The organism is Granulicella sp. dw_53, from assembly GCF_018449545.1.
Lineage (GTDB): Bacteria > Acidobacteriota > Terriglobia > Terriglobales > Acidobacteriaceae > Edaphobacter.
The window spans coordinates 198,367-218,217 of sequence record NZ_JAAVUR010000002.1; the positions used below are offsets into that span (position 1 = coordinate 198,367).

Here is a 19,851-nt window from a genome sequence, read left to right on the forward strand (position 1 = left end):
CCATTGCCGTTTTTTTGTGCCGTCATTCTGAGCGAAACGAAGAACCCCTGTATTTCGCTCTCACCGCCGCTTCTTGCCCCGGAGATCCACGACGCGAGAGCTTCAAAGGAATAAGCCCCTAAACAGAAGCCTCCAACCCACCGCCTGCAGTATAGTTATCCCCAAGAGGCGACCAGCCACCGAGGCCAATCATGACCCCGAAAGCCCCATCCCCCACCCCAACCCTGATCGCCACCCTCCTCCTGCTTCTGCTATCCGTCACCAGCGCCCAGGCAAAGTCCTCCGACGACCACGTCAGCGTAGGCAACACTATCATCGTCGCCGAGGACGAGACCGCCGGGGACATCGCCTGCGCCTTCTGCTCCGTCCAGATCCACGGTGACGTGCGAGGCGACGTCGCAGTAGCCTTCGGCAGCGTGATAGTCGATTCAGGCCGCGGCATCTCCGGCGACGTAGCCATCCTGGGCGGCAGCCTCAACCTCGCCGAGGACACCCACGTAGGCGGCGACGTAGCCATAGCCGCCGGCGACCTGAACGCCGCCTCGAGCGCCATCATCCGCGGCAGCCGCGCGATCCTCCCTGGCCACTTCTGGCTGCTGGTGCCTCTGGCCCCGATCCTCATCCTGATCGGCGTCATCTGGCTCATCATTCACCTGGTCCGCCGCAACCGCTACCAGTTCCCCGCCTACCCCAACGGCCGCCGAACATAAGAATCAAGCAAAAGAAAAGAGGCGCAGCCATATCAGGCCGCGCCTCGAATCAAATCCAAAATAAAGCCTATAGAAGCACCCAATACCTGAGGAAAGCCCCAACCAAATCGGTGTCATCCGCCTGATCGGTGTTAAGCCTTCCTGAACCTAGCACCGTCTAGAAGGGGTTCAGCTTCTTCAAACCCTTCTTCTTCTTATGCGTGCTGGAAGACTCATCGCCCTTATCGAACTCCGGCTTACCCTTCTTGCCATTGGCATTCGGAGTCTGAGCCGCAGGAGCAGCGCCCGCAGGAATATCGTTCACCGCATCCGGAGCAACTCCCGGCTTCTCGACCGGCGGCAAAGGCGCCGCGGCATTCGACGGCCCAACCGCCTTCAGCCCGCCCGTATCGGCTGGCGTGGCTGGCGTCGCCGTTGCTCCAGGAGAGAGAATCTCCACTCCTACCGCGTTCCCCCGTGCTCCCGCAGGAGCCGAGTCAGGAGCGCTGGTCATCGTCGAAGCGCCGCTTCCACTGCCGCTGTCCGCTCCCGCAGCCGGCACATCCTGGAAGGCCAGCGGAGCAGCCGGAACAGCCGGCGCAGTCGTCGTATCCGCAGCCGGTGCAGCCGCAGCATCAGGCGTCGTAGCCGCAGTCGTTGTAGCCGCCGGAGCCGGAGCATTCGGATTGACCGCCCCATTGAAGTCCTTAACGATCTGGTTGTAGACCTGCGGAGCCAGCGTCGGCTTGGCGTCCACCAGTGGTGGCTCACCCGTCGTCGCGGCCTGCACCACATCCGGCTTATGCAGAATCAGCAAGCTCAAGCGGTCCTGCAAACGATACTGCCGCCGGCTGTTCTCCAGCGCCGCGCTGGCCGCCATCTGATCAGGCGTAGGAGCCGGAATCGGCATATTCATCGCCGCCAGCCGGTCACGCGCATCCTCGACGTGAGGCGAAGCAGCATGCTCCAGAACGACCCTGCGATAAGCCGCGGCCGCCAGGTCGTCGTAATTCTTCTCCAGCCGAGCCTTCCCAGCCTCGGGCAGCTTCAAGGTGCGAACATAGCGCGCCTCAGCCTCATACGCATCGCCCAACCCAACCAGCGTGTCGTCCATATGGCTGAACTGCGGATAGCTATCGACCACCGTCTGGTAGCGTGCAATCGTCGCCGGCCAGTTGGAGTGCGTCGAATAGAACGCCCCAATCTCACTCTCACGAGTCGCCAGCACCTCCTGAACCTCGCGCAGCCGCTGTCGCGCCATCGGCACCAGCGTCGACTCCGGATAGTCCGTCAACATGCGGCGATACTCCTCCTCCGCATGGACGGCCTTCGCATAGTCGCGGTCGGGCTTATCCATCTGCCGGAAGTAGATATCGCCGATACGCATCTGCGCCTCGGCAGCCTCCGGAGCATTCGGGAAGAACACGCGGAAGTCGGCATACTCCGCCTCAGCCTGCGTCAGAGCCGCCGTTCCGCCCTCTTTGTACCAGCTATCTGCGATCGCCAGCTTCGCGCGCATCTGGTACTGCGAGTCCGGATAGGTGTTCAGCATGGTCTGCAGGTCCAGCCGGGCGACGTCATAGTGGCCCTTCTTCACCTGCTCCATCGCCTTGTCATAGAGCTGCTTATCCGGCAGCTTCGAGTCCACACCCACCAGCGGATCGGTCTTCTTGGTCTTCCTCAACTGCTGCTTGGTGTCCTTGGACTGAACGACCTTCTCTTCCTTCTGCTTCCGCGTCTTGCCCTGCGGCGTGGAGCTCATTGTCACGCTCTGCTGCGACTGGCTATTGGCATCGGCTCCGCTCGCATCAGGAGCAGCAGCCGCAGGCGTGGCAGGAGCAGTCGTCTGCTGCGGATCAGCGGCCTGGGCAGCGGCTTGCATCGGCAACACGGATAGCACGGACGCCATCACGAGAGCGGCTACGGAAACTCCGGCTCGTCGGCCGGCCTTCAGACTCGGAAAAAAGGAACGCTCAATCATCTACTGGTAACCCCATCTGCCCCGGGCGCGCACACTCGCCGCTCGCCTCCGGAACCTCGCTTTATTCTAAACTTCCTGCTCGTTCCGTGCCGCTTCCGCCGCCCGAGCCAACTTCAGGAATTCGACCGCGTTCTGCTCCGTCTTACCCGGACTGAAGATCGCCGAACCCGCAACCAGCATATCCGCTCCTGCTTCGACCACCTGCGCCACCGTGTCGTGAGCAACGCCTCCATCGACCTCGATCCGGAAGTTCAACCCCATCTCATGCCGTAACTCGGCCAGGTACGCGATCTTCTCCAGCGCCAGCGGCAGAAACTTCTGCCCTCCAAACCCCGGATTCACGCTCATTACCAGCACATAATGCACCATCGGAAGCACTTCGATCAGCATATCCACCGGCGTCGCGGGATTGATCACCACGCCCGGCAGACATCCATGCAGCTCGATCTGCTGCAGCGTCCGGTGCAGATGCCTGCAAGCCTCCTGCTGCACGCTGATCATCGTCGCTCCCGCCTCCGCAAACGCCGGGATAAACGCATCCGGATCCTCGATCATCAGGTGGCAGTCCAGCGGCAGCTTCGTCACCGGACGCAGCGCCTTCACCATCGGCGGCCCAAAGGTGATATTTGGCACAAAATGCCCATCCATCACGTCCACATGGACGATCGTGCCCCCGCCGCGCTCCGCCGTCGCAACCTCATCCGCAAGATGCGCGAAGTCCGAAGCCAGAATAGAAAATGCCAGTTCAACCATGTCTGAAAGTCTACCAGCGCCCACCCTTCAAAACGCCACTCCGGGTGTCCACCCCTTTGCCGTCTCCAGCCATCGCTATCAGAAAGCACGACTCCCTTTTCTTTCCCGACCCAACCCCAACCGCCCGGGTGCCCCATCCTTCGCGCTTTTGCGAAGGGTGGGACCACAAACACTCCCAGCCCAACCTTACCGTCCATTTCAGCCACAAAAGCGGGTGCCCCATCCTTTCGCGCACTTTGCGATAGGGTGGGGTATTCGCGCGAAGCGCGAACCAGCAAATCTTCCATTGCAAACCAAACTTCGAGGCCAAACCCAATCAAAATGAGGCTACGAGAGCCCATCCCCCAAAGGAACCTTCTTCCCACCCCGCCTCTTCACCACCGGAACCACTCTCTCCACACCCTCCCGCCCCTCATGCAGAATCCTCACCTTAGCCTCCGCCACAGCATCCCGCTGCGTCTCGGCCATCACCCCGGGCTCTCCAATAGCCATCCGCGCCGCCCCGCGCAAAATCCGCCGCACCGGCCAGCCCCCATCCAGATTCGGCAGAAACACCTCGCCACTCCGCTGCTTCTCCGGCCTGTAATACCAACGCCGCAACAACGAAAGATGGTCGCTCAACAAGGCCGTATCGGCCGCCTCGCCAATCTTCTCCCCCAGCCGCCCAATCGCCGCCTTCGCCCGTTCCTCCGGCGAGTCCTTCACCACTCCTGTTGAATCCTCCAGCGGCACCGCCTGCAGCATCAGCGGCTGCGCAAACAAGCTGCTCCCCACACTGGTCTGCTCCTTCACCGCCCTCACCCCTAACGTCGAAAGCCGCTCCGGCCCCGCCAGGCAGCCACCCTCCAGCAGAAACACCGCCGCCTCCTGAGCATCCACATGCTCCGAGGCCTCGATCTTCGCCGCCTCCTGCACAATCACCGCCCGCAGCTTCGGAACCGGCTGCACCAGCTCATCCGCCAGCGAGGTCGCGGCCTTCACCTTGTGCCACTGCGCATGCAGCGCCGCCGCCTTCTCGAACTCCATCGCAGCAGCAGCCTCCTCGCGCTCCAGGCCAATCGCGTCGATCATGCTTCCGCCATGCGTATCGAAGAACCGCTTCACCGCTTCTGCCTCGGCGGCATACTGCTCCGGTGTACAAGCCTCCTTACAAGGCTCCAGGCACTTCTTCATCTCCCCGTACAGACACCCCGGATGCTCCGGATACGGAGCCAGATCCTCATGGCACCGCCGCAGCTTGAACAGGTCCAACACCGCATCGCAGTACCGTTCCGCCGCCGCCCGAGAAGGAAACGGCCCATACATACTCCCGAGCGCTCGCCTGCTCAGCCGATTCGTCACATACACCCGCGGATGCGCATTCTCCACCGTCATCCGCACAAAGTAAGGCGTATGCAGCTTCAGCCGCCGCCGCGCCTGCGCATACCCAAACAGCGCCACCGCCGCGTGATACAGCACCAGCGAAGACTCGAACTCCGAGCCCGTCACGCAGTACTCGATCCGCGCCACCCTCTCCCGCAGATTCAGCCGCTTCGACTGCGCCTCCGGAGGGTCCAGCAACCGCCGCATCCTCCGCCGCATATCCGCCGTCCGCGTCAGATAAGGCTCATCGCCCTCCCGCGCCCCACACAGCGCAAACACCCCCGGCACAGCAGGCACCGCCCGCAGAATCTCCTGCGCCCGCTCCGGCTCAAACGCAACCACCACATCGAATTGGAAGCGAGCCGCCACTCTCAGAATTGTAGCCGCGCCACCTTTAAAGTGCCTTCCAGGGATTTAAAACCGCCACACCAGTGGACACGAAGTCCTCGACATTCCGAGTCACCACCGTCATCCCATGGACGAGCGCCGTAGCCGCAATTAGCCCATCCTCAACCGGGTGCGGATCGGGTACGTGAAGCTGAGCGCTCCGCAAAGCGACCGCAGTATCGATGGCAAGTATCCTTCCGTCGAATGTCGTCAACACATGGTTCTCAAACCAGGACCGAAGAACAGCACCCTGTCTCGCATCGTGGCGCTCAAGACGCCGAATGCCGAGTTCTAGCTCATGAACGGTGATCGCTGACAGATACAAATCGGACGGTTTCACCGTGCTGGCCCAGGACGCAACATTAGGGTCAGCTTGTCCCGTTCTGATCTTGCGAATCTCAGACACAACATTCGTATCCAGCAAAAACATCATGAGAAGTCAGCCACCCGCGGCAACTCCGTTCTTGGCGGAATCTCCAGTTCAATGTCCTCGGCTCCCGGCATGTAAAGCAAATCTGCAATGCTCGGCTCCGTCCCTTTCATCCGCTCATAGGCCTCAATCGTTAGCAAGACATGGGCGGGCCGGCCCCGGTCCGTGATAATGACCGGTCCATGGACAGCCGCCTTCTTCGCTCTGCCCGTATCCTGATTAAACTCCCGGCTAGAAATTGTAGTGATCGCCATTCATCGCCTCCAGGTGGCCATAGCAACGTAGATCCAAGCTACCTTAACAATTGTAGCAACATTTCTACAGCTTCTCTAAAAGCCGATTCACCGATACTCAGCCCCAACGCCCGGGTGCCCCATCCTTTGCAGTCTCATCGCAAAGGGTGGGATCCTCGCTCTCTCCCGCTCGGACGAAGCGCCTCAGTCTAGAAGTCAAGCTAAACTCAAACACTCCAATGATCTACAAATAAAAAAAGCAAATCCTACAGCAAAATCCTATGTCAAGTCCCAAAACAACCTAATCCATCCCAAATGAACAACATCCAAGTGGCACTTTAGTTTGGCTAAGCCTCGTAAAATAGAAGAAGAGTAAAAGAAGTAAGACCACCGCTCAGCGCGGCAGTACAAGTTCTTTGCAAATCTGGCAGTCGAAACCAACCCAGGCAGGGTCGAAGAGAGTTAAAAAGTCCAAGCCTAACGCAGGACAAATCAGGATTTGTCCCCAATCAAGGGGGGAGGGGGTGGGCCTAAGCTCCGGCGATCATCATACCCTCGACCCGCAACGTCGGAGCAGCACTCGCCCCACGGAACACCAGGTCGTTCCCAATCGCGACGATGTTCTTGTACATGTCCTTCAGGTTCCCGGCGATCGTAATCTCCTCCACCGGATAGGCCAGCTCGCCATTCTCGATCCACAGGCCGCTGGCGCCCTGCGAGTAGTCGCCCGTCACCATGTTCACGCCGAAGCCCATCACCTCGGTGACGTACAGGCCGTTCTTCACGTCGCCGATGATCTGCTCCGGAGTCAGCGTCCCCGGCTCCAGGAAGAAGTTACCCGCCCCAGTCCCAGGGTTCCCGGCCAGTCCGCGCGAGGCGTTCCCGGTCGACTTCATCCCCAGCTTCCGAGCCGTGTAGGTATTCATCACATAGTTCTTAAGCACGCCACGTTCGACGATCACCGTGCGCCGCGTCGGCAGCCCCTCGCCATCGAAGGGCGAAGTCCCAAACCCGCCGATCCGCACCGGCCCATCGCTTCCCACCTCGTCGAAGACCATCGTCCCGTCGTCGACGACCGTGATGTTCTCCCCGGCGACCATCTCCCCCAACTGCCCGGAGAAGAAGCTCGCATTCCGGTAGATCGAATCTCCCTCGGCGGCGCTGAAGATATTGCCCATAATGCCCTTGGCGATCTCCGGCGAAAACACCACCGGAGCCTTCTGCGTCTTCACCTGCCGAGCTCCCAGCCGCTTCAGCGTTCTTCGCGCAGCCTCATGCCCAATCTCTTCGGGCGATGCAAGCCTCCGCGTCGTCCGCGAGCTGGAGAACCAATAGTTCCGCTGCATTCCGCCCTTCTCGTCCACCGCAATCGGCGCAGCCGAGAAGCCGCAGTAGCTTCGCCTGTACTCGCCCACGAAACCCCGCGAGTTCACCAGGATCTTGTGCGAAGTAGCTGTATCGAAGTCTCCGCCACCCGAGTTCTGAATTCGAGTATCGTAGGCCATCGCCGCCGCCTCGCAGCGCCGCGCAATCTCGATCCGTTCCGCGGGAGGCTGCTCGTTCACATCCTCGAAGTACAATTTCAGGTCGCCCGGAATCTGGCCAAACTCCTCCGCCTCCGGCAGCCCTGCGAACGGGTCCTCGCTGGTGATCTTCGCCAGCGTAATCGCCCCATCCACCAGCCGCTGAATCGACTCCGTTGAAAAGTCCGACGAAGAGGTGCTCGCCGTCCGTTGCCCGATAAAAACCCGCAGCCCAACCGCTCGCGAACCCGACTCCTTCAGCGTCTCTACCTGACCCAGCCGCACCAGCGCCGAGAACTCATCGCCCTCATAGACGACCGCCTCGGCGTCCGTAGCGCCAGCCTTCAAGGCCTTGGCCAGCACATCGGACGCAAGCTGTTTCAGATTCGAAGGACTCAGTTTCACTTCAGCAGTTGCCATGGAATTCATCACTCAATCCGGGTTGGACCCGCCAGCTCTAGCGAACCGGCGTCTGCGACATGCGCGACTCGCGCCCGTCCGTAGCCTTCAGGAAGTACATTCCCGAAAGACAATACTCCGAGTCGCTCTTCAGCTTGTGCTCGATGTGCGGCGGTGGAGCGCCCTCTGTATGCCGCCGGAACAGCTTCACCGCGCCGCCGCAGTCCTTGCAGCGAAACTCGGTGTCGTTGTCGACCAGCGCCTCGGCGATCAGCTTCACCTTCCAGAACGGCTCATAGCCGCCCGTCGCACGAACTCGCTTGCGCTTCACTTCACACTCGTAGAACTTTTCGCGTTCGACTGCCATGGTTCACCTCGGTCTTCTTGGTGCGGTTAGGCATTCTAGGGTTCGCAACGCGGCCGGACAGCATCCATCCAGCCCATTGCAGGACGTACGAAACTTAGGGGTCCTACTCGACCGGATGCTCGGAGGCCTTCGGCTCACGGCCATCGGTGGCCTTCTTGAACAGCATCCCACCCGCGCAGTACTCGGAGTCGGCGTTCAGCTTGTGCTCCACATAGGGTGGAGCTCCGGCCTTGCTGTTGCGGCCCAGCAGCTTCACCTGGCCTCCGCAGTCCTTGCAGCGGAACTCGGTATCACTATCGCTCAGCGCAGTAGCGACGTTCTTCACCTTCCAGAACGGCTCATACCCTCCGCCTTCCTTTACCCGGCGACGCTTCACTTCTACTTCGTAGATCTTCTCGCGTTCGACGGCCATTATTGTCCTGTTCCCCCGACCGTCATGCGGTCGAGCTTTACCGTCGGCATCCCGACTCCTACCGGCACGCTCTGACCGGCCTTGCCACAGGTTCCGATGCCTTCATCGAGCGCCAGATCGTTGCCGACCATTGACACATACTTCAGCGCCTCCGGTCCATTTCCGATCAACGTCGCGCCCTTCACCGGACGAGTCACCTTACCGTCTTCGATCAGGTAAGCCTCGCTCGCCGAGAACACAAACTTGCCGTTCGTAATATCCACCTGACCGCCGCCGAAGTTCACCGCATACAAGCCGCGCTTCACGCTCTTGATGATGTCTTCCGGCATATCGTCGCCGTTCAGCATGTAGGTATTCGTCATGCGAGGCATAGGAATGTGGTGATAGCTCTCCCGCCGTCCGCTGCCCGTATTCGGCGTGCCCATCAGCCGAGAGCTGAGCTTGTCCGAGAGGTATCCCTTCAGGATTCCGTTCTCGATCAGAACCGTCTCCTGCGTCGGATTGCCCTCATCGTCCATGTTGATCGAGCCGCGCCGGTTCGGCATCAGACCGTTGTCCACGACCGTTACCTTGCTGCTCGCGACCTGCTGCCCGATCATCCCTGCAAACGCCGAGGTCCCCTTACGGTTGAAATCCGCCTCCAGGCCATGCCCAACCGCCTCATGCAGCAGGACTCCAGGCCAGCCCGGACCCAGCACCACAGGCATCTCGCCTGCAGGAGCATCGATAGCACCCAATTGCAGGATCGCCGTCCGCGCCGCCTCCCGCGCAAAGTGCTCGGGACTCTTGTCGCCCTCGAAGAAGTCCAGCGTCACGCGTCCGCCTCCGCCGCTCGTCCCGCGAGCCGTGCTCAAGGCATCCTTCGCGATGACAAAGACATTCAGCCGAGCCAGCGGCTGCGTATCGCTTGCAAACGTCCCATCCGAGGCAGCCACCAGAATCCGGCGCAGCTCGTCGTTGAATCCAGCCCGCACCTGGGTGATCCGGGTGTCATACGCCCGCGCCGCAGCGTCCGCTCGTTGGATCAGCTTCAGCTTCTCGGCGATCTCGGCATCGTTCGTCGCACCAGCCACCGGATAGAGCGACTTTGGTGTCTCCGCATGGCGAAATCCGCTCATCAGCTCCTTCGCCGGTCCGCTGGCGATCAAGGCAGCTGTTCGAGCCGCCCGCAGCAGCCGGTCGCTCGAAAGGTCGTCTGTATACGCGTATCCCGTGCGTTCACCGGACACCACTCGAATCCCGCAGCCAACGCTGATTCCCTGGCTCGCCGACTTCACCAGCGACTCGTCGATCCCTAAAGAGGTAGACGTAACTGACTCAAAATAAAGGTCTGCGTAATCCCCACCCGCGGAGAGCGCCTCCCCCAGGCAGCGCTCCATCAATCGTTCCGAAAGACCAAGTTTCTCGATAAAATAGCGTTTATGGTCCGGTGCGGGTATTGTCATCAGTTATGATTCTAGGCCCTCCGGGGAGCCGCGGCAAATGACCGGCCTTTCTGCGCCCCGATTTCAGCGGCCATGCGATGGGTCCGGCGAACTCGCCACGCTCAGATCCAGATGCATCCCCGGCAGCTCCGGCAGGTAGCAATTGCCATCTGCGGCATAGGTCTTGGCACACGCAGCGGTGTTCTCTTTGCGCCGCGGCGACTGCGCGTACTGCCATACCGCCGCCTCAGGAGTAGCGCTGGCGCCCAACGCCGGAGGCTGCAGCGTGCACCCGTTCGAAGGCGGACAAGCATCGTCATACACCCACAACGTCACCGTGTGCAGATGCTTGCTCGCCACCTGCTCTTGGATGTTCCGCGCCGTGGTGATCGTCTGGCCGTGCCCCTCGCTCACCGTCTGCCCGCTCACATAGGCACCCGGCTTATAGACCGAGCGCGCGACCCCCTCCGTCCACCCCAACAGGTAGTCAGCCTGCTCCGGTAGCAGCCGTCCGCCCTCCTCCTGGTCCAGAAACAAGACCGTGCCGGCAGGGAAGTGCTCCCTCTGGGCCGCGCTCACCGCGTCGGCGGCGTCGCGCTGGCCAATCGCCGTAGCCGATCCTCGCCCCGCCTTCATCGCCTTCAAAATCTCGGCATCTTCTTTGCCGTTCGCCAGCACCAAAAAGCCGAAGCCCTGCTTCAACAACACGTCGCGCTTGCCTAGCCAGCTATTGCTCTGCTCCCCAGGAGGATTGGTCAGCCAATATCCCGCAAAGGCGAAGTGCCTCCTCAGCGCAGGCAGCGCGGCGTCGCCAGGGTAGTCATTGCGGTCGAACCCCAAATTCTGCACAGCAGCCAGGCTCGGCGTTGCACTCTTCTGTGCTCGTGCGAAGGGAGAAGAGACCGATAAGCCAAAGACTATCAATGCCATCGCGGCCGTCGAAAGTCGCATTCCCACCTCAAGTTCCGGAATCAAAAACGAAGAATTGTGAATAAAGCTGTGCTACCTTGCTGATCAGAGTCTAAAGGAAAGTGCGTTGCGTCTACCCCTGCTATGTCCGACCTCGATCTCGATCTCGACCCCTGCTACCCGATAGGTGCATTCGCGCCGCCCGAGACCATCTCGAAGGAATTTCTTCTGGGCGCCATCGCCACCCTCGCCGATCTGCCCGGCGAACTCCGTAACGCCGTCCAGGGCCTGGACTACGAACAACTAAGCGCCCCCTATCGCGAAGGTGGGTGGATGCTCCGTCAGGTCGTTCACCATGTGGCGGATAGCCACATGAACGCCTTCATCCGCGTTCGCCTTGCCCTCACGGAAGACTGGCCGACCATCAAGCCCTACAACGAGGCCGCGTGGGCCGTCCTTCAGGACGTCAACGCTCCCGTCGAGTGGTCCCTCGAACTCGTCGAGAGCCTGCACGCCCGCTGGGTCATGATGCTGCAGTCCCTGGACGAAGTTCAGTGGCAGCGTGGCTTCCATCATCCCGAGTACGGGCCGCAGACCATTGAGGTCGCTACGCTTTACTACGACTGGCACAGCCGTCACCACGTCGCTCATATTAACCATCTGCGAGCACGCAAAGGCTGGTAACAAACCCAAACATGAAATCTACTCCGCCCCGAGCAGCCTCCGCGGATCCTGAACAGACTCCCAGTCAGATCGCCCTCACCCTCGAGTCCTTCCTGGCCGAGAACCCTGCCTCTGTCCTCCTCGAAGACGGCAAGGTTCTCTTCGACCTGCGCTCCACCAAATACTCCCTCGCCACCGAGCACGGTCGCTGCACCTTGCATCTCTGGTCCGAGGATCGCAACCTCGTCCGCCGCATTACCTCTACGACCCTCCGGAACGGCGTCCTCCGCCTCGCCAGCCAGCGCTTCGGCCAGACCAAGCCTCAGACGCTGGAGCTCTCCCCCGACAAGGACCGTCGAACCCCCTCGACTCGCGAAGCCCCTCGCACCCGCTACCTCCGCGTCCTGCAGCGAGTCCTGGAACGCAACTTCCGCGATTGGAAGCCTGACGCCTTCCGCACCGCCATGGATCTCGAGAAGAGCTTCGGCCCAGCCTACGCTCGCGGCTCTCTGATCCAGGGCCAGAAGGCCTGGGCCGTAATCGCGATCAACCCGGACGAGTCTCCCTCCACCATCGACGGCATCCTCACCCTCGGTATCCTCTGGCTGCACCACTGCCGCGAGTCCGGCGACGGCCGGCGCCTCTACCAGGGCCTCAAACTCATCGTTCCCCGCGGCATGGGCACCCTGACTCTCTCCCGCCTCGCCTGGCTCAACCCCGCCGCCGCCCAATGGGAGCTCTACGAGCTCAACTCCACCACTGAAGAGCTAGAGCAACGCGAGGCCGCCGACCATGGCAACCTCACCACCCGCCTCCTCCGCGCACCCAACCAGCAGGCCGCCCGCGAACGCTTCAGCGGAGCCGCCGCCCGCGTCATGGCTCTGATCCCACCAGCCATGCACGAGGTGGTAGAGCAGAAGATCCGCTCCGCCTCTGAACTGGCCTTCCTCCTCCACGGCCTGGAGTTCGCCCGCATCCGCACCGGCTACTCCGGCAACTCCTTCCATCAGGCCCACGAGATCAGCTTCGGCGCAGGAGCCAACGAGACCCCCCTCACGGAAGAGAACACCTCCGAACTCCGCGAGCTTACCGCCCGCCTCTTCGCCCGCCGCACTGCCACCGGAGACAAGCGCGACCCCCTCTACCGCCTCCAGCCCGAGCGCTGGCTCGAGTCCGTCCTTCGCCGCAACGTAGAGCCACTCGACCCTCATCTCGATCCAACCCACGTCTACACCCAGGTCCCCGCCTTCGCCGCCGCCGACAGAGGCATGCTCGACCTCCTAGGCGTCACCTCCGACGGTCGCCTCGCCGTCATCGAACTCAAAGCCGACGACGACCTCCACCTCGCCCTCCAGGGCCTCGACTACTGGATCCGCGTCCGCTGGCACCACCTCCAGACCAGCGACTCCGCCAACACCTCAGCCTTCGGCCTCAACGAATTCCAACGTCACGGCTACTTCCCCCAACTTCGCCTCTCCCCCGAGGCCCCGCGTCTCTACCTCGTAGCCCCCGCCCTCCGCATCCACCCCGCCACTGAAACCGTCCTCCGCTACCTCTCCCCTCACGTCGATTGGACCCTCCTCGCCCTCGACGAACGCTGGCGCAAGCAAGTCAAAGTCGTTTGGCGCAAGCGCAGCGCAGACTTGAAAAAGTAAATACGTTGTACATACAATAAAGGGAGATGAAGTGTTTGATTGGGATGCCAACAATATCAGTCACATTGGAAGACACAATGTAACTCCGGAAGAAGCAGAGCAAGCACTCTCCATCTTTCCGGTGGACGTCACGCGCCAATACCAGGAAGGAGAAGAACGGTTTCTGCAGATTGGCGCTACTTCAGGATTGCGGGTTCTAGTAGTCGTAACTACGTGGCGAGGGGACCTGCTGCGAGTGGTTAGAGCCTATAACGCCCCGACGGCACTGCAGAAGTTCTATTGGGAAGAGAGGAAAGAATTCGATGGCAACTGACGAAATCAAAGCGCCACCCCACTTCAGCAGCGAGCGCGAAGAGGCTGAATGGTGGGACAACAATCCTGACTTCATCTTGCAGGAGCTAAGACGAGCCAAGGCGGAAGGCCGTCTCGGACATGGCACCGCCGTAAGGAGAGCAACGGAGAAGCAAGCTGCTAAAAGCACCACCATCCGCCTCGACGAAGGCGACCTGAACCTTGCAAGAACCCAGGCTGAGCGCAAAGGTCTCCGCTATCAGACCTACCTCAAGATGCTGATCCACGAAGCTCTAGGTCGCGAAGAAGCCGCAGCAGGGAAGCAATAGGCCTCAGTTAGAGGACAGCCTCTTGCAGCTCCTGCGTCAACAAAAGCTCGTCCTGCCGCTGCGCAAAGAACCCCTCCACCGCGTCCAGCACCGCTCCACCATTCTTCGACTCGAAGATCTGTTTCCGCAGCGTAGAGCCACCCGGCACGCCATGCGTGAACCAGCTCGCGAACTGCTTCATCTTCCCTACACAATCGCGGTTCCGGCTCTCCCGGGCCAACTGCCCGGCAGCCGTCAACGCGGCAGCCCGCGCCGATTCAGCCGCCTCTTCGAGCGCGATCTCATCCACCAGCATCTGGAAGTACGTCCGAATCATCCGGTATCGGTCCTGATCCGTAGGTTGGTCATACGAGCCAATACCCGTAGCCTCCTTCGAAGCCGTGTACTGCGCAATCTGCCGGAAGATCCAGGGATTGCTCGGAGCCGCCCGCCCAATCATCACCGCATCGCAGCCCGTCGCATCCACCATCGCCGCAGCGTCCTCGGGAGTCCGCACATCCCCATTCCCGATCACCGGAATCCGCACCGCATCCTTCACTGCCGCGATGTACTCCCACCGCGCCTGCCCGGTGTAACCGTCCTCGCGCGTCCGCGCATGCAGCGCCACGGCGTTCAAACCGCAGTCCTCCGCCAGCTTGGCCAACTCCACACAGACGATATGCGCGTCATTCCAGCCCATCCGAAACTTGACGGTGAAGGGAATCGAAACCGAAGCCCGCACCGCCTTGAAGATCGTCTCGATCAGAGGAAGATCCCGCAGCAGCCCCGACCCACCATTGCAGGCCACCACCCGCTTCGCCGGACACCCCAGGTTCAAATCCACCACGTCGAACCCTGCATCCTCCACAATCCGCGCCGAGTCCGCCAGCGTCTCCGGATTCGACCCAAACAACTGCGCCGAAATCGGATGCTCATCGTCGTAGTACGTCAGATACCGCTTCCGCTTCGTCTCCCGCATCCGCGAGAGCCCATCCGCCGAAGTAAACTCCGTCATAATCAGCCCGCACCCCGACTGCTGATTCGAAGTAGCCTGCTCCACACCCAAACCATCCGTGCCGGCACTGGAAAACTGGCTGGCGTTCTTGATAAACCGCCGAAACACCGTATCCGTCACCCCAGCCATGGGAGCGAGCACCGTCGCAGGCGCAATCCGCACCTTCCCAATCGAGAACTCCGCAGGCACCCGCGCATGCGCCGGCATGGCGTGCTCCGCCGGATCGTCCCAGCGCTTCTGTTCGAGGGTGTATCGCTTCTTCATAAAATCCTTGTCAGGCGCGGATCTCCCAATCGGCTTCGTGCTGGTGAACGTATTCGTCCGCAAGTTTGGCGATCTTGGCGCGGAAGCGTTCTGGCTTCAATCTATATTCCACACTAGGTTCTTCTTCACTGACATGAAGGAGGCCGATTCTGCCAATGCCATCCGGGGAACGGAGTCTTTCGAGCAGAGGATAGGAATCTACCCGAAATTGTGCGATCCAGCGGCTGTTGTCGGAGGTGGCGATGTATTCAGGGTCAACTGCGGCAATGTATTTGTAGTTCGCGGCAATGGATGAAAATCGGTCGAGCAGAACGCCTACCTGCTCATCCTGCTGTTGAAGATCAAGTCGGCCATCCTGAAAATATGGGCGCAAGAAGAGCAACACTGCATGCACATCGCCAACGCCATCACGATTGATGGCAAGCACGTCGATATGATGGCCGTCCCAGTCGGCATCAATGTAGATTTTTGGAACGGAGAGGCGTTGTTCCAAAAAAGACAAAACCGCATTCTTGGCACGTCCAAGCTGCTGTTCTTCATTAATCGCCATCTTGCCAGCCCTCTATGTTGAGTAACACCCCAATTTTATCGGCCCACTTCGCGAACCGCTCCGCTTTCGTGAAGAGTGTTTCATAATCCGTATGTTCGAGTCGCCGATCACCGTATGCCACAAGATGCTTCTTTGAAAGCATGTATCGAAAGTGCCCTAGACCCGTCTGATCGTCCAACTTGTTAGAAGGCAATAGTTTTTGGAGCGCATCCGCTGCTTTTTGATGGTTGTCAGCCGACAGCCTTTCGTCACCCAGGCCTACGCGAAGTGCATCGCTATAAGAAAGAGCCGAATGGATGGCAAGAAGTGCCGAAGAGTTCCAACAGGGTTCATCGGTACGCGCTGATAATTTCATTCCTTCGAGAAAATCCATAGCTCGCCGGATGTGGTGCTGCACTTTGACGGCTGACATGAGTACATTCTTCCAGCTCTTTCAAAACAAAAGGCCCCCGCACCATGCGGAGGCCTTTTGAGGTTTTTCTCGCTCCGCTTACTTCGCGACCGTCTCCGCGGTAGCTGCCTTGCCGGCATCCGACTTGGCAAACTTGCGGCGGAACCGCTCGACGCGGCCTGCGGTATCGATCAGCTTCTGCTTGCCGGTAAAGAACGGGTGGCAGGCAGCGCAGATTTCCAGGTTGATATCGCCCTTATGCGTGGAGCGGGTCTCAAAGCTCGAGCCGCAGGCGCATTTGACGGTAATCATCTCGTACTTCGGGTGAATTCCTTCTTTTGGCATCTCAGTTTCCTTTTGTCCCAGCGGTTGGCTGGTGACGAATCGTTAGTGCCCTCGTCGGCTCGCGGATCGCTTGCAACGGTTAAACTCACGTCACATCGAATAGCCTGTCGCGCCGCCCATCGTGCTCCGGTTCAAGGAGCATTCAGACACTTTGGTCAGTTTATCGTGTATTCCCACACACAGCAATTGGATTCCCACACCACCCGCTTCGATTCATCCCCCTCAACGCCGCCCATATCCTGCGATACTTGAGTCTGTGCCCGACATCTGCCCCATCTGCAACGACTCCGGCCTCCATATCGTCCAGAAGGACGGCCGTCAGTACGCTGAGCCCTGCTCCTGCCGCATCCAGCGCCGGGCCGACCGTCGCGTCGCCCAGGCCCACATCCCCCGTCGCTACGAGCACTGCTCCCTCGACAACTACGACACCCACTTCCCCTCCTCCCACCGCAGCCTTCCCGCCGCCCTCCTCCGTGCCCGCAAGTTCGTCGAAAGCTACCCCCTGGAGACCGCCGGCACCGGTCTACTCATCACAGGCTCCATCGGAGTCGGCAAGACCCACCTCGCCGTCGGAATCCTCCAGACCCTCGTCGCCGAGCGCGGCGCCATCGGCCTCTTCTACGACTACCGCGATCTCCTCAAGCAGGTCCAGAACAGCTACAACCATCAGGTCTCCGCCACCGAGCTCGAGATCCTAAAACCCGTCTTCGACGCCGAAGTCCTCGTGCTCGACGAGCTCGGAGCCTCCAAGCCCACCGACTGGGTCTGGGACACCGTCGCCCACATCCTCAACACCCGTTACAACGACCGCCGCACCACCATCATCACCACCAACTACGCCAACCTCGCCCCCCTGGGCCTGGAATCCAACGGAAGCAACGGAAACGCCGCCCGCTCCGCCATGCGTGAAGAGACCCTCGGAGACCGCATCGGCGAACGCATGCGCTCACGCCTCCAGGAGATGTGCGTCGTAGTCGAGATGCAAGGCGAAGACTTCCGCCAGAAAGTAAAAAGGGCCAGCTTCGCCTGAAGCCGGCCCGTCCCACACCGCGAAAATTGGTCCTACGTAGAGGTTAAAGCGTCGTCACCAAGAGAAACAGCGCTGCCGTCGCCGCAGCGATTCCATACATCACCTCAGCCACCATGATCCGGCGGCCGTCATCTCCCACGCGGCGACCTTTATTATTCGCGCCCCGGATCTCTCTTATACGTCGTTCTTCGGCCGCACTCCCACTACTCCCCGCATAAATCTCATTCGCAGCCGCTTTATTAAATCGGAAGAAATGAATCATCGGTTCGCCCCCCTGGGGCAGGGTTCCTGTTACCAGCTCTTGGACAGAAGGTGCATCCTGTACTGCACCGGTGGCTGTTTGCGTTAGCGTTAAAGTCGTCATGACCAATTAACAAGGGAGTGATCGTAATATTCTGATATTCCGAAAATACATCGTGAAAAAATAAAGACCGCTTCTATCGCTTTCTATTGCTGACGATTTACTTGATCAGATATCCGCCGACTGGGCACGGATGCAATAAGGTATAAAATCTCCGCTTATGAGCGATCCACAGACAGGGACCGTCCCCACCCAGAACTCCTCCGCTGGCCCAGCTCTCTTCGCCCCCAAGCGGCCCGAGAGCGGCGGCATCCCCATGGCCGCCTGGGCCATCGCCGGAGTCGTCGTTCTGGTCGTCGTCGGAGTCCTGCTCTATATGGGTCGCAGCAAATCCTCCGGAGCGGCAAACGCCATCCTGCCCGCCGACCCCTACGCCGCCACTCTCCCGCTCTCCGGCCTCGCCATGAGCGAGTCCGCCAACATCTCCGGCGGCAAGTACACCTACATCGATGGCCACGTCCGCAACACCGGCTCCCAGACCGTCACCGCCGCCACCGTCCAAGTCCTCTTCCGCAACGAGGAGCAGATGCCGCCCCAGGTCGAGACCCTTCCCCTCGCCCTCATCCGCACCCACGAGCCCTACATCGACACCCAGCCCATCTCCGCCGCCCCGCTCAAACCCGGCGACGACCGCGAGTTCCGCCTCATCTTCGAGACCATCCCCGGAAACTGGAACTACCAGATGCCCGAGATCCACGTCACGCGAGTCCAAACCCGGTAGCAGCAGTAGATGGTCTGTCCACCAATACCTTTAGAGATGGGTCCCAAGCCATCCGGCAAAGCAAGACCAAATCGGTTCCATCCGCCTTAATCGGTGTTAAGCAGTCCTAAACCCACCCCAAATCCATCCCAAATCAACGCTAACTCCCCGTGGCTCCCACCAGAAGCGACCGGCAGTTTCTACCTGTCATCCGGAAGAATGTTCTGCAACAGACATTCTTACCACTTGTTGAAAAATCTCCGTATCCCCCATAACTCATTCAATCTAGAACTCTTGTGTATTTCCAAAAGTTTGGCGCGCCAGTTGCTATAACAAAATCCGTAACCAGCAGCAGCTATGGAACACGAACAGAGCAATACCGATCGCAACAGTTTGAGGAGTGAAGCAACTATGACAAACATCACAAAATCACGAAATGCGCTTGGTCTCTCGGTCTTCGTTTTAGGTAGCGCCATGGGCGTATCCGCCCTTGCACAGACGTCGGCTCCTGCGAGCCAATCTTCTCAGGCCGACCCCGCCGCTGCTTCCAGCAGCACGATGAACCCGGACGACAAGGCCACCTACGCCACCGGCAAGCCCTTGGAGATGCAGTCTAAGGAAGGCTTTTGGGGCCGTCTGAACCCCTTAGCCCGTAAAAAGTGGGTCAATCGCCAGACCGCTCCGCTCAAGGATCGCGCCAACGAACTCGACCAGCTCCAAGCCAAGAATGCAAATGATATCCGCGATGTAGACGGACGCGCCCAGGCCGGCATTAAGAACGCCATGGAAGCGGCCAACACCGCCGATCAGCACGCGCAGGATGCAGCAACCCGTGCAAGCGCCGCCAACCAGCTCGCCGGCAACGCCAGCGACCGCACCACAGCCTTGAACGGAACCGTAGCGAACCTCGACCAGTACCAGCCTGTCGTCTCTGAGTCCGTGCCCTTCGCATCCGGCCGCACAACCCTTGGCAAGACGGCCAAGGCCGATCTTGACTCGGTGGCCGACAAGCTCGCAGGCGAGAAGGGTTACATCATCGAAGTGCAGGGTTACAGCCGCGCTGGTGTTCAGACCTCGCAGGCCATGGCCGACTCCGTCGTCCGATACCTTGTCACCGAGCATCAGGTTCCTGTCTACCGCATCTACCGCACCGGTCTCGGCAAGAACACCGCCAAGGCGACGGACGGCGAGAAGGTCATCGTGAACGGCGTTCGCGTGACGCTGCTCCACAACAGCTTGGCAACGATGGGCACCACCACCGCCAGCAACAACCCATCCTCGATGCCAGCAACCTCCTCCGCGACGACCGGAGTGAGCGCACCACCGGCTAATCAATAGCCCTCCCCAGGGCGGCATCACTGACTCATTACGTCATGCCGCCCGAAAGTTTGCCGGGATCGCGACTCTAG

General features: G+C 60.3%; 23 protein-coding genes. 8 read left to right on the forward strand and 15 right to left on the reverse strand.

What is annotated here, in order from left to right; translation table 11 throughout:
• The first annotated feature begins 191 nt into the window (after positions 1 to 191).
• Entirely contained in the window at positions 192 to 710 is a 519-nt protein-coding gene (locus tag HB393_RS03735; protein WP_213803812.1) for a hypothetical protein, read from the forward strand.
• A 157-nt stretch (positions 711 to 867) separates the two neighbouring features.
• Here the strand turns inward: HB393_RS03735 and bamD are convergent, their stop codons facing one another.
• The 10 genes from bamD to HB393_RS03785 all read right to left on the reverse strand — a co-directional run bounded on the left by bamD (position 868) and on the right by HB393_RS03785 (position 10,911).
• On the reverse strand, positions 868 to 2,670 hold the full coding sequence (gene bamD / locus HB393_RS03740; protein ID WP_213803813.1) for an outer membrane protein assembly factor BamD: 1,803 nt from the start codon (positions 2,668 to 2,670) through the stop codon (positions 868 to 870).
• Between the two features lie 66 nt (positions 2,671 to 2,736).
• Complete coding sequence (rpe, locus tag HB393_RS03745; RefSeq protein WP_213803814.1) at positions 2,737 to 3,423, reverse strand: ribulose-phosphate 3-epimerase; 687 nt, start codon at positions 3,421 to 3,423, stop codon at positions 2,737 to 2,739.
• A 327-nt stretch (positions 3,424 to 3,750) separates the two neighbouring features.
• The gene (locus HB393_RS03750) at positions 3,751 to 5,154 is read right to left on the reverse strand and encodes an excinuclease ABC subunit C (RefSeq protein WP_213803815.1); all 1,404 of its coding nucleotides are present in this window, start codon (positions 5,152 to 5,154) and stop codon (positions 3,751 to 3,753) included.
• Between the two features lie 25 nt (positions 5,155 to 5,179).
• Positions 5,180 to 5,605, reverse strand: coding sequence for a type II toxin-antitoxin system VapC family toxin (locus HB393_RS03755; RefSeq protein ID WP_345945014.1), 426 nt, complete (start codon positions 5,603 to 5,605; stop codon positions 5,180 to 5,182).
• Entirely contained in the window at positions 5,602 to 5,856 is a 255-nt protein-coding gene (locus tag HB393_RS03760) for a type II toxin-antitoxin system Phd/YefM family antitoxin (RefSeq protein WP_213803816.1), read from the reverse strand. The genes HB393_RS03755 and HB393_RS03760 overlap by 4 nt, the downstream gene beginning before the upstream one ends.
• A 509-nt stretch (positions 5,857 to 6,365) precedes the next feature.
• The gene (locus HB393_RS03765; protein ID WP_213803817.1) at positions 6,366 to 7,778 is read right to left on the reverse strand and encodes a TldD/PmbA family protein; all 1,413 of its coding nucleotides are present in this window, start codon (positions 7,776 to 7,778) and stop codon (positions 6,366 to 6,368) included.
• A gap of 37 nt (positions 7,779 to 7,815) precedes the next feature.
• Positions 7,816 to 8,124 carry a hypothetical protein gene (locus tag HB393_RS03770; RefSeq protein WP_213803818.1) on the reverse strand — a complete coding sequence of 103 codons (309 nt, stop codon included), beginning with the start codon at positions 8,122 to 8,124 and terminating at the stop codon, positions 7,816 to 7,818.
• A 103-nt stretch (positions 8,125 to 8,227) separates the two neighbouring features.
• Positions 8,228 to 8,536 carry a hypothetical protein gene (locus HB393_RS03775; protein ID WP_213803819.1) on the reverse strand — a complete coding sequence of 103 codons (309 nt, stop codon included), beginning with the start codon at positions 8,534 to 8,536 and terminating at the stop codon, positions 8,228 to 8,230.
• A complete protein-coding gene (gene tldD, locus HB393_RS03780) occupies positions 8,536 to 9,981 on the reverse strand; it encodes a metalloprotease TldD (protein WP_213803820.1) in 1,446 nt (481 codons plus the stop codon). Before tldD ends, HB393_RS03775 begins: the two co-directional genes overlap by 1 nt.
• A 63-nt stretch (positions 9,982 to 10,044) precedes the next feature.
• Entirely contained in the window at positions 10,045 to 10,911 is an 867-nt protein-coding gene (locus HB393_RS03785; RefSeq protein ID WP_213803821.1) for a glycoside hydrolase domain-containing protein, read from the reverse strand.
• Between the two features lie 102 nt (positions 10,912 to 11,013).
• Here HB393_RS03785 and HB393_RS03790 point away from each other — a divergent pair, with 102 nt between their 5' ends.
• From HB393_RS03790 to HB393_RS03805, 4 genes are read left to right on the forward strand one after another with little or no spacing between them, the layout of a single operon-like run.
• Positions 11,014 to 11,553 carry a YfiT family bacillithiol transferase gene (locus HB393_RS03790; RefSeq protein ID WP_213803822.1) on the forward strand — a complete coding sequence of 180 codons (540 nt, stop codon included), beginning with the start codon at positions 11,014 to 11,016 and terminating at the stop codon, positions 11,551 to 11,553.
• An 11-nt stretch (positions 11,554 to 11,564) separates the two neighbouring features.
• A complete protein-coding gene (locus tag HB393_RS03795) occupies positions 11,565 to 13,187 on the forward strand; it encodes a hypothetical protein (RefSeq protein ID WP_213803823.1) in 1,623 nt (540 codons plus the stop codon).
• 31 nt (positions 13,188 to 13,218) lie between these two features.
• Positions 13,219 to 13,500 carry a BrnT family toxin gene (locus tag HB393_RS03800; RefSeq protein ID WP_213803824.1) on the forward strand — a complete coding sequence of 94 codons (282 nt, stop codon included), beginning with the start codon at positions 13,219 to 13,221 and terminating at the stop codon, positions 13,498 to 13,500.
• Entirely contained in the window at positions 13,490 to 13,807 is a 318-nt protein-coding gene (locus HB393_RS03805) for a BrnA antitoxin family protein (protein ID WP_213803825.1), read from the forward strand. The genes HB393_RS03800 and HB393_RS03805 overlap by 11 nt, the downstream gene beginning before the upstream one ends.
• 7 nt (positions 13,808 to 13,814) lie before the next feature.
• Here the strand turns inward: HB393_RS03805 and dusB are convergent, their stop codons facing one another.
• The 4 genes from dusB to rpmE all read right to left on the reverse strand — a co-directional run bounded on the left by dusB (position 13,815) and on the right by rpmE (position 16,351).
• Positions 13,815 to 15,065: a tRNA dihydrouridine synthase DusB gene (dusB, locus tag HB393_RS03810; RefSeq protein ID WP_213803826.1), complete on the reverse strand. Its 1,251-nt coding sequence runs from the start codon at positions 15,063 to 15,065 to the stop codon at positions 13,815 to 13,817.
• 10 nt (positions 15,066 to 15,075) lie between these two features.
• Positions 15,076 to 15,615 carry a hypothetical protein gene (locus HB393_RS03815; protein WP_213803827.1) on the reverse strand — a complete coding sequence of 180 codons (540 nt, stop codon included), beginning with the start codon at positions 15,613 to 15,615 and terminating at the stop codon, positions 15,076 to 15,078.
• Positions 15,605 to 16,027 carry a hypothetical protein gene (locus HB393_RS03820; RefSeq protein ID WP_213803828.1) on the reverse strand — a complete coding sequence of 141 codons (423 nt, stop codon included), beginning with the start codon at positions 16,025 to 16,027 and terminating at the stop codon, positions 15,605 to 15,607. Before HB393_RS03820 ends, HB393_RS03815 begins: the two co-directional genes overlap by 11 nt.
• Positions 16,028 to 16,105: 78 nt before the next feature.
• Positions 16,106 to 16,351, reverse strand: coding sequence for a 50S ribosomal protein L31 (rpmE, locus tag HB393_RS03825; protein WP_213803829.1), 246 nt, complete (start codon positions 16,349 to 16,351; stop codon positions 16,106 to 16,108).
• A 256-nt stretch (positions 16,352 to 16,607) separates the two neighbouring features.
• On the opposite strand from rpmE, the gene HB393_RS03830 reads away from it, so the two are divergent.
• Positions 16,608 to 17,381, forward strand: coding sequence for an ATP-binding protein (locus tag HB393_RS03830; RefSeq protein WP_213803830.1), 774 nt, complete (start codon positions 16,608 to 16,610; stop codon positions 17,379 to 17,381).
• Between the two features lie 43 nt (positions 17,382 to 17,424).
• Here the strand turns inward: HB393_RS03830 and HB393_RS03835 are convergent, their stop codons facing one another.
• Positions 17,425 to 17,643 (reverse strand): hypothetical protein, encoded by a 219-nt coding sequence (locus HB393_RS03835; protein ID WP_213803831.1) that lies wholly within the window; start codon positions 17,641 to 17,643, stop codon positions 17,425 to 17,427.
• A gap of 259 nt (positions 17,644 to 17,902) precedes the next feature.
• Here HB393_RS03835 and HB393_RS03840 point away from each other — a divergent pair, with 259 nt between their 5' ends.
• Both HB393_RS03840 and HB393_RS03845 read left to right on the forward strand, forming a co-directional pair.
• Positions 17,903 to 18,463, forward strand: coding sequence for a DUF2393 family protein (locus HB393_RS03840; protein WP_213803832.1), 561 nt, complete (start codon positions 17,903 to 17,905; stop codon positions 18,461 to 18,463).
• Between the two features lie 390 nt (positions 18,464 to 18,853).
• The gene (locus tag HB393_RS03845) at positions 18,854 to 19,780 is read left to right on the forward strand and encodes an OmpA family protein (protein ID WP_213803833.1); all 927 of its coding nucleotides are present in this window, start codon (positions 18,854 to 18,856) and stop codon (positions 19,778 to 19,780) included.
• The last annotated feature ends 71 nt before the right edge of the window (positions 19,781 to 19,851 follow it).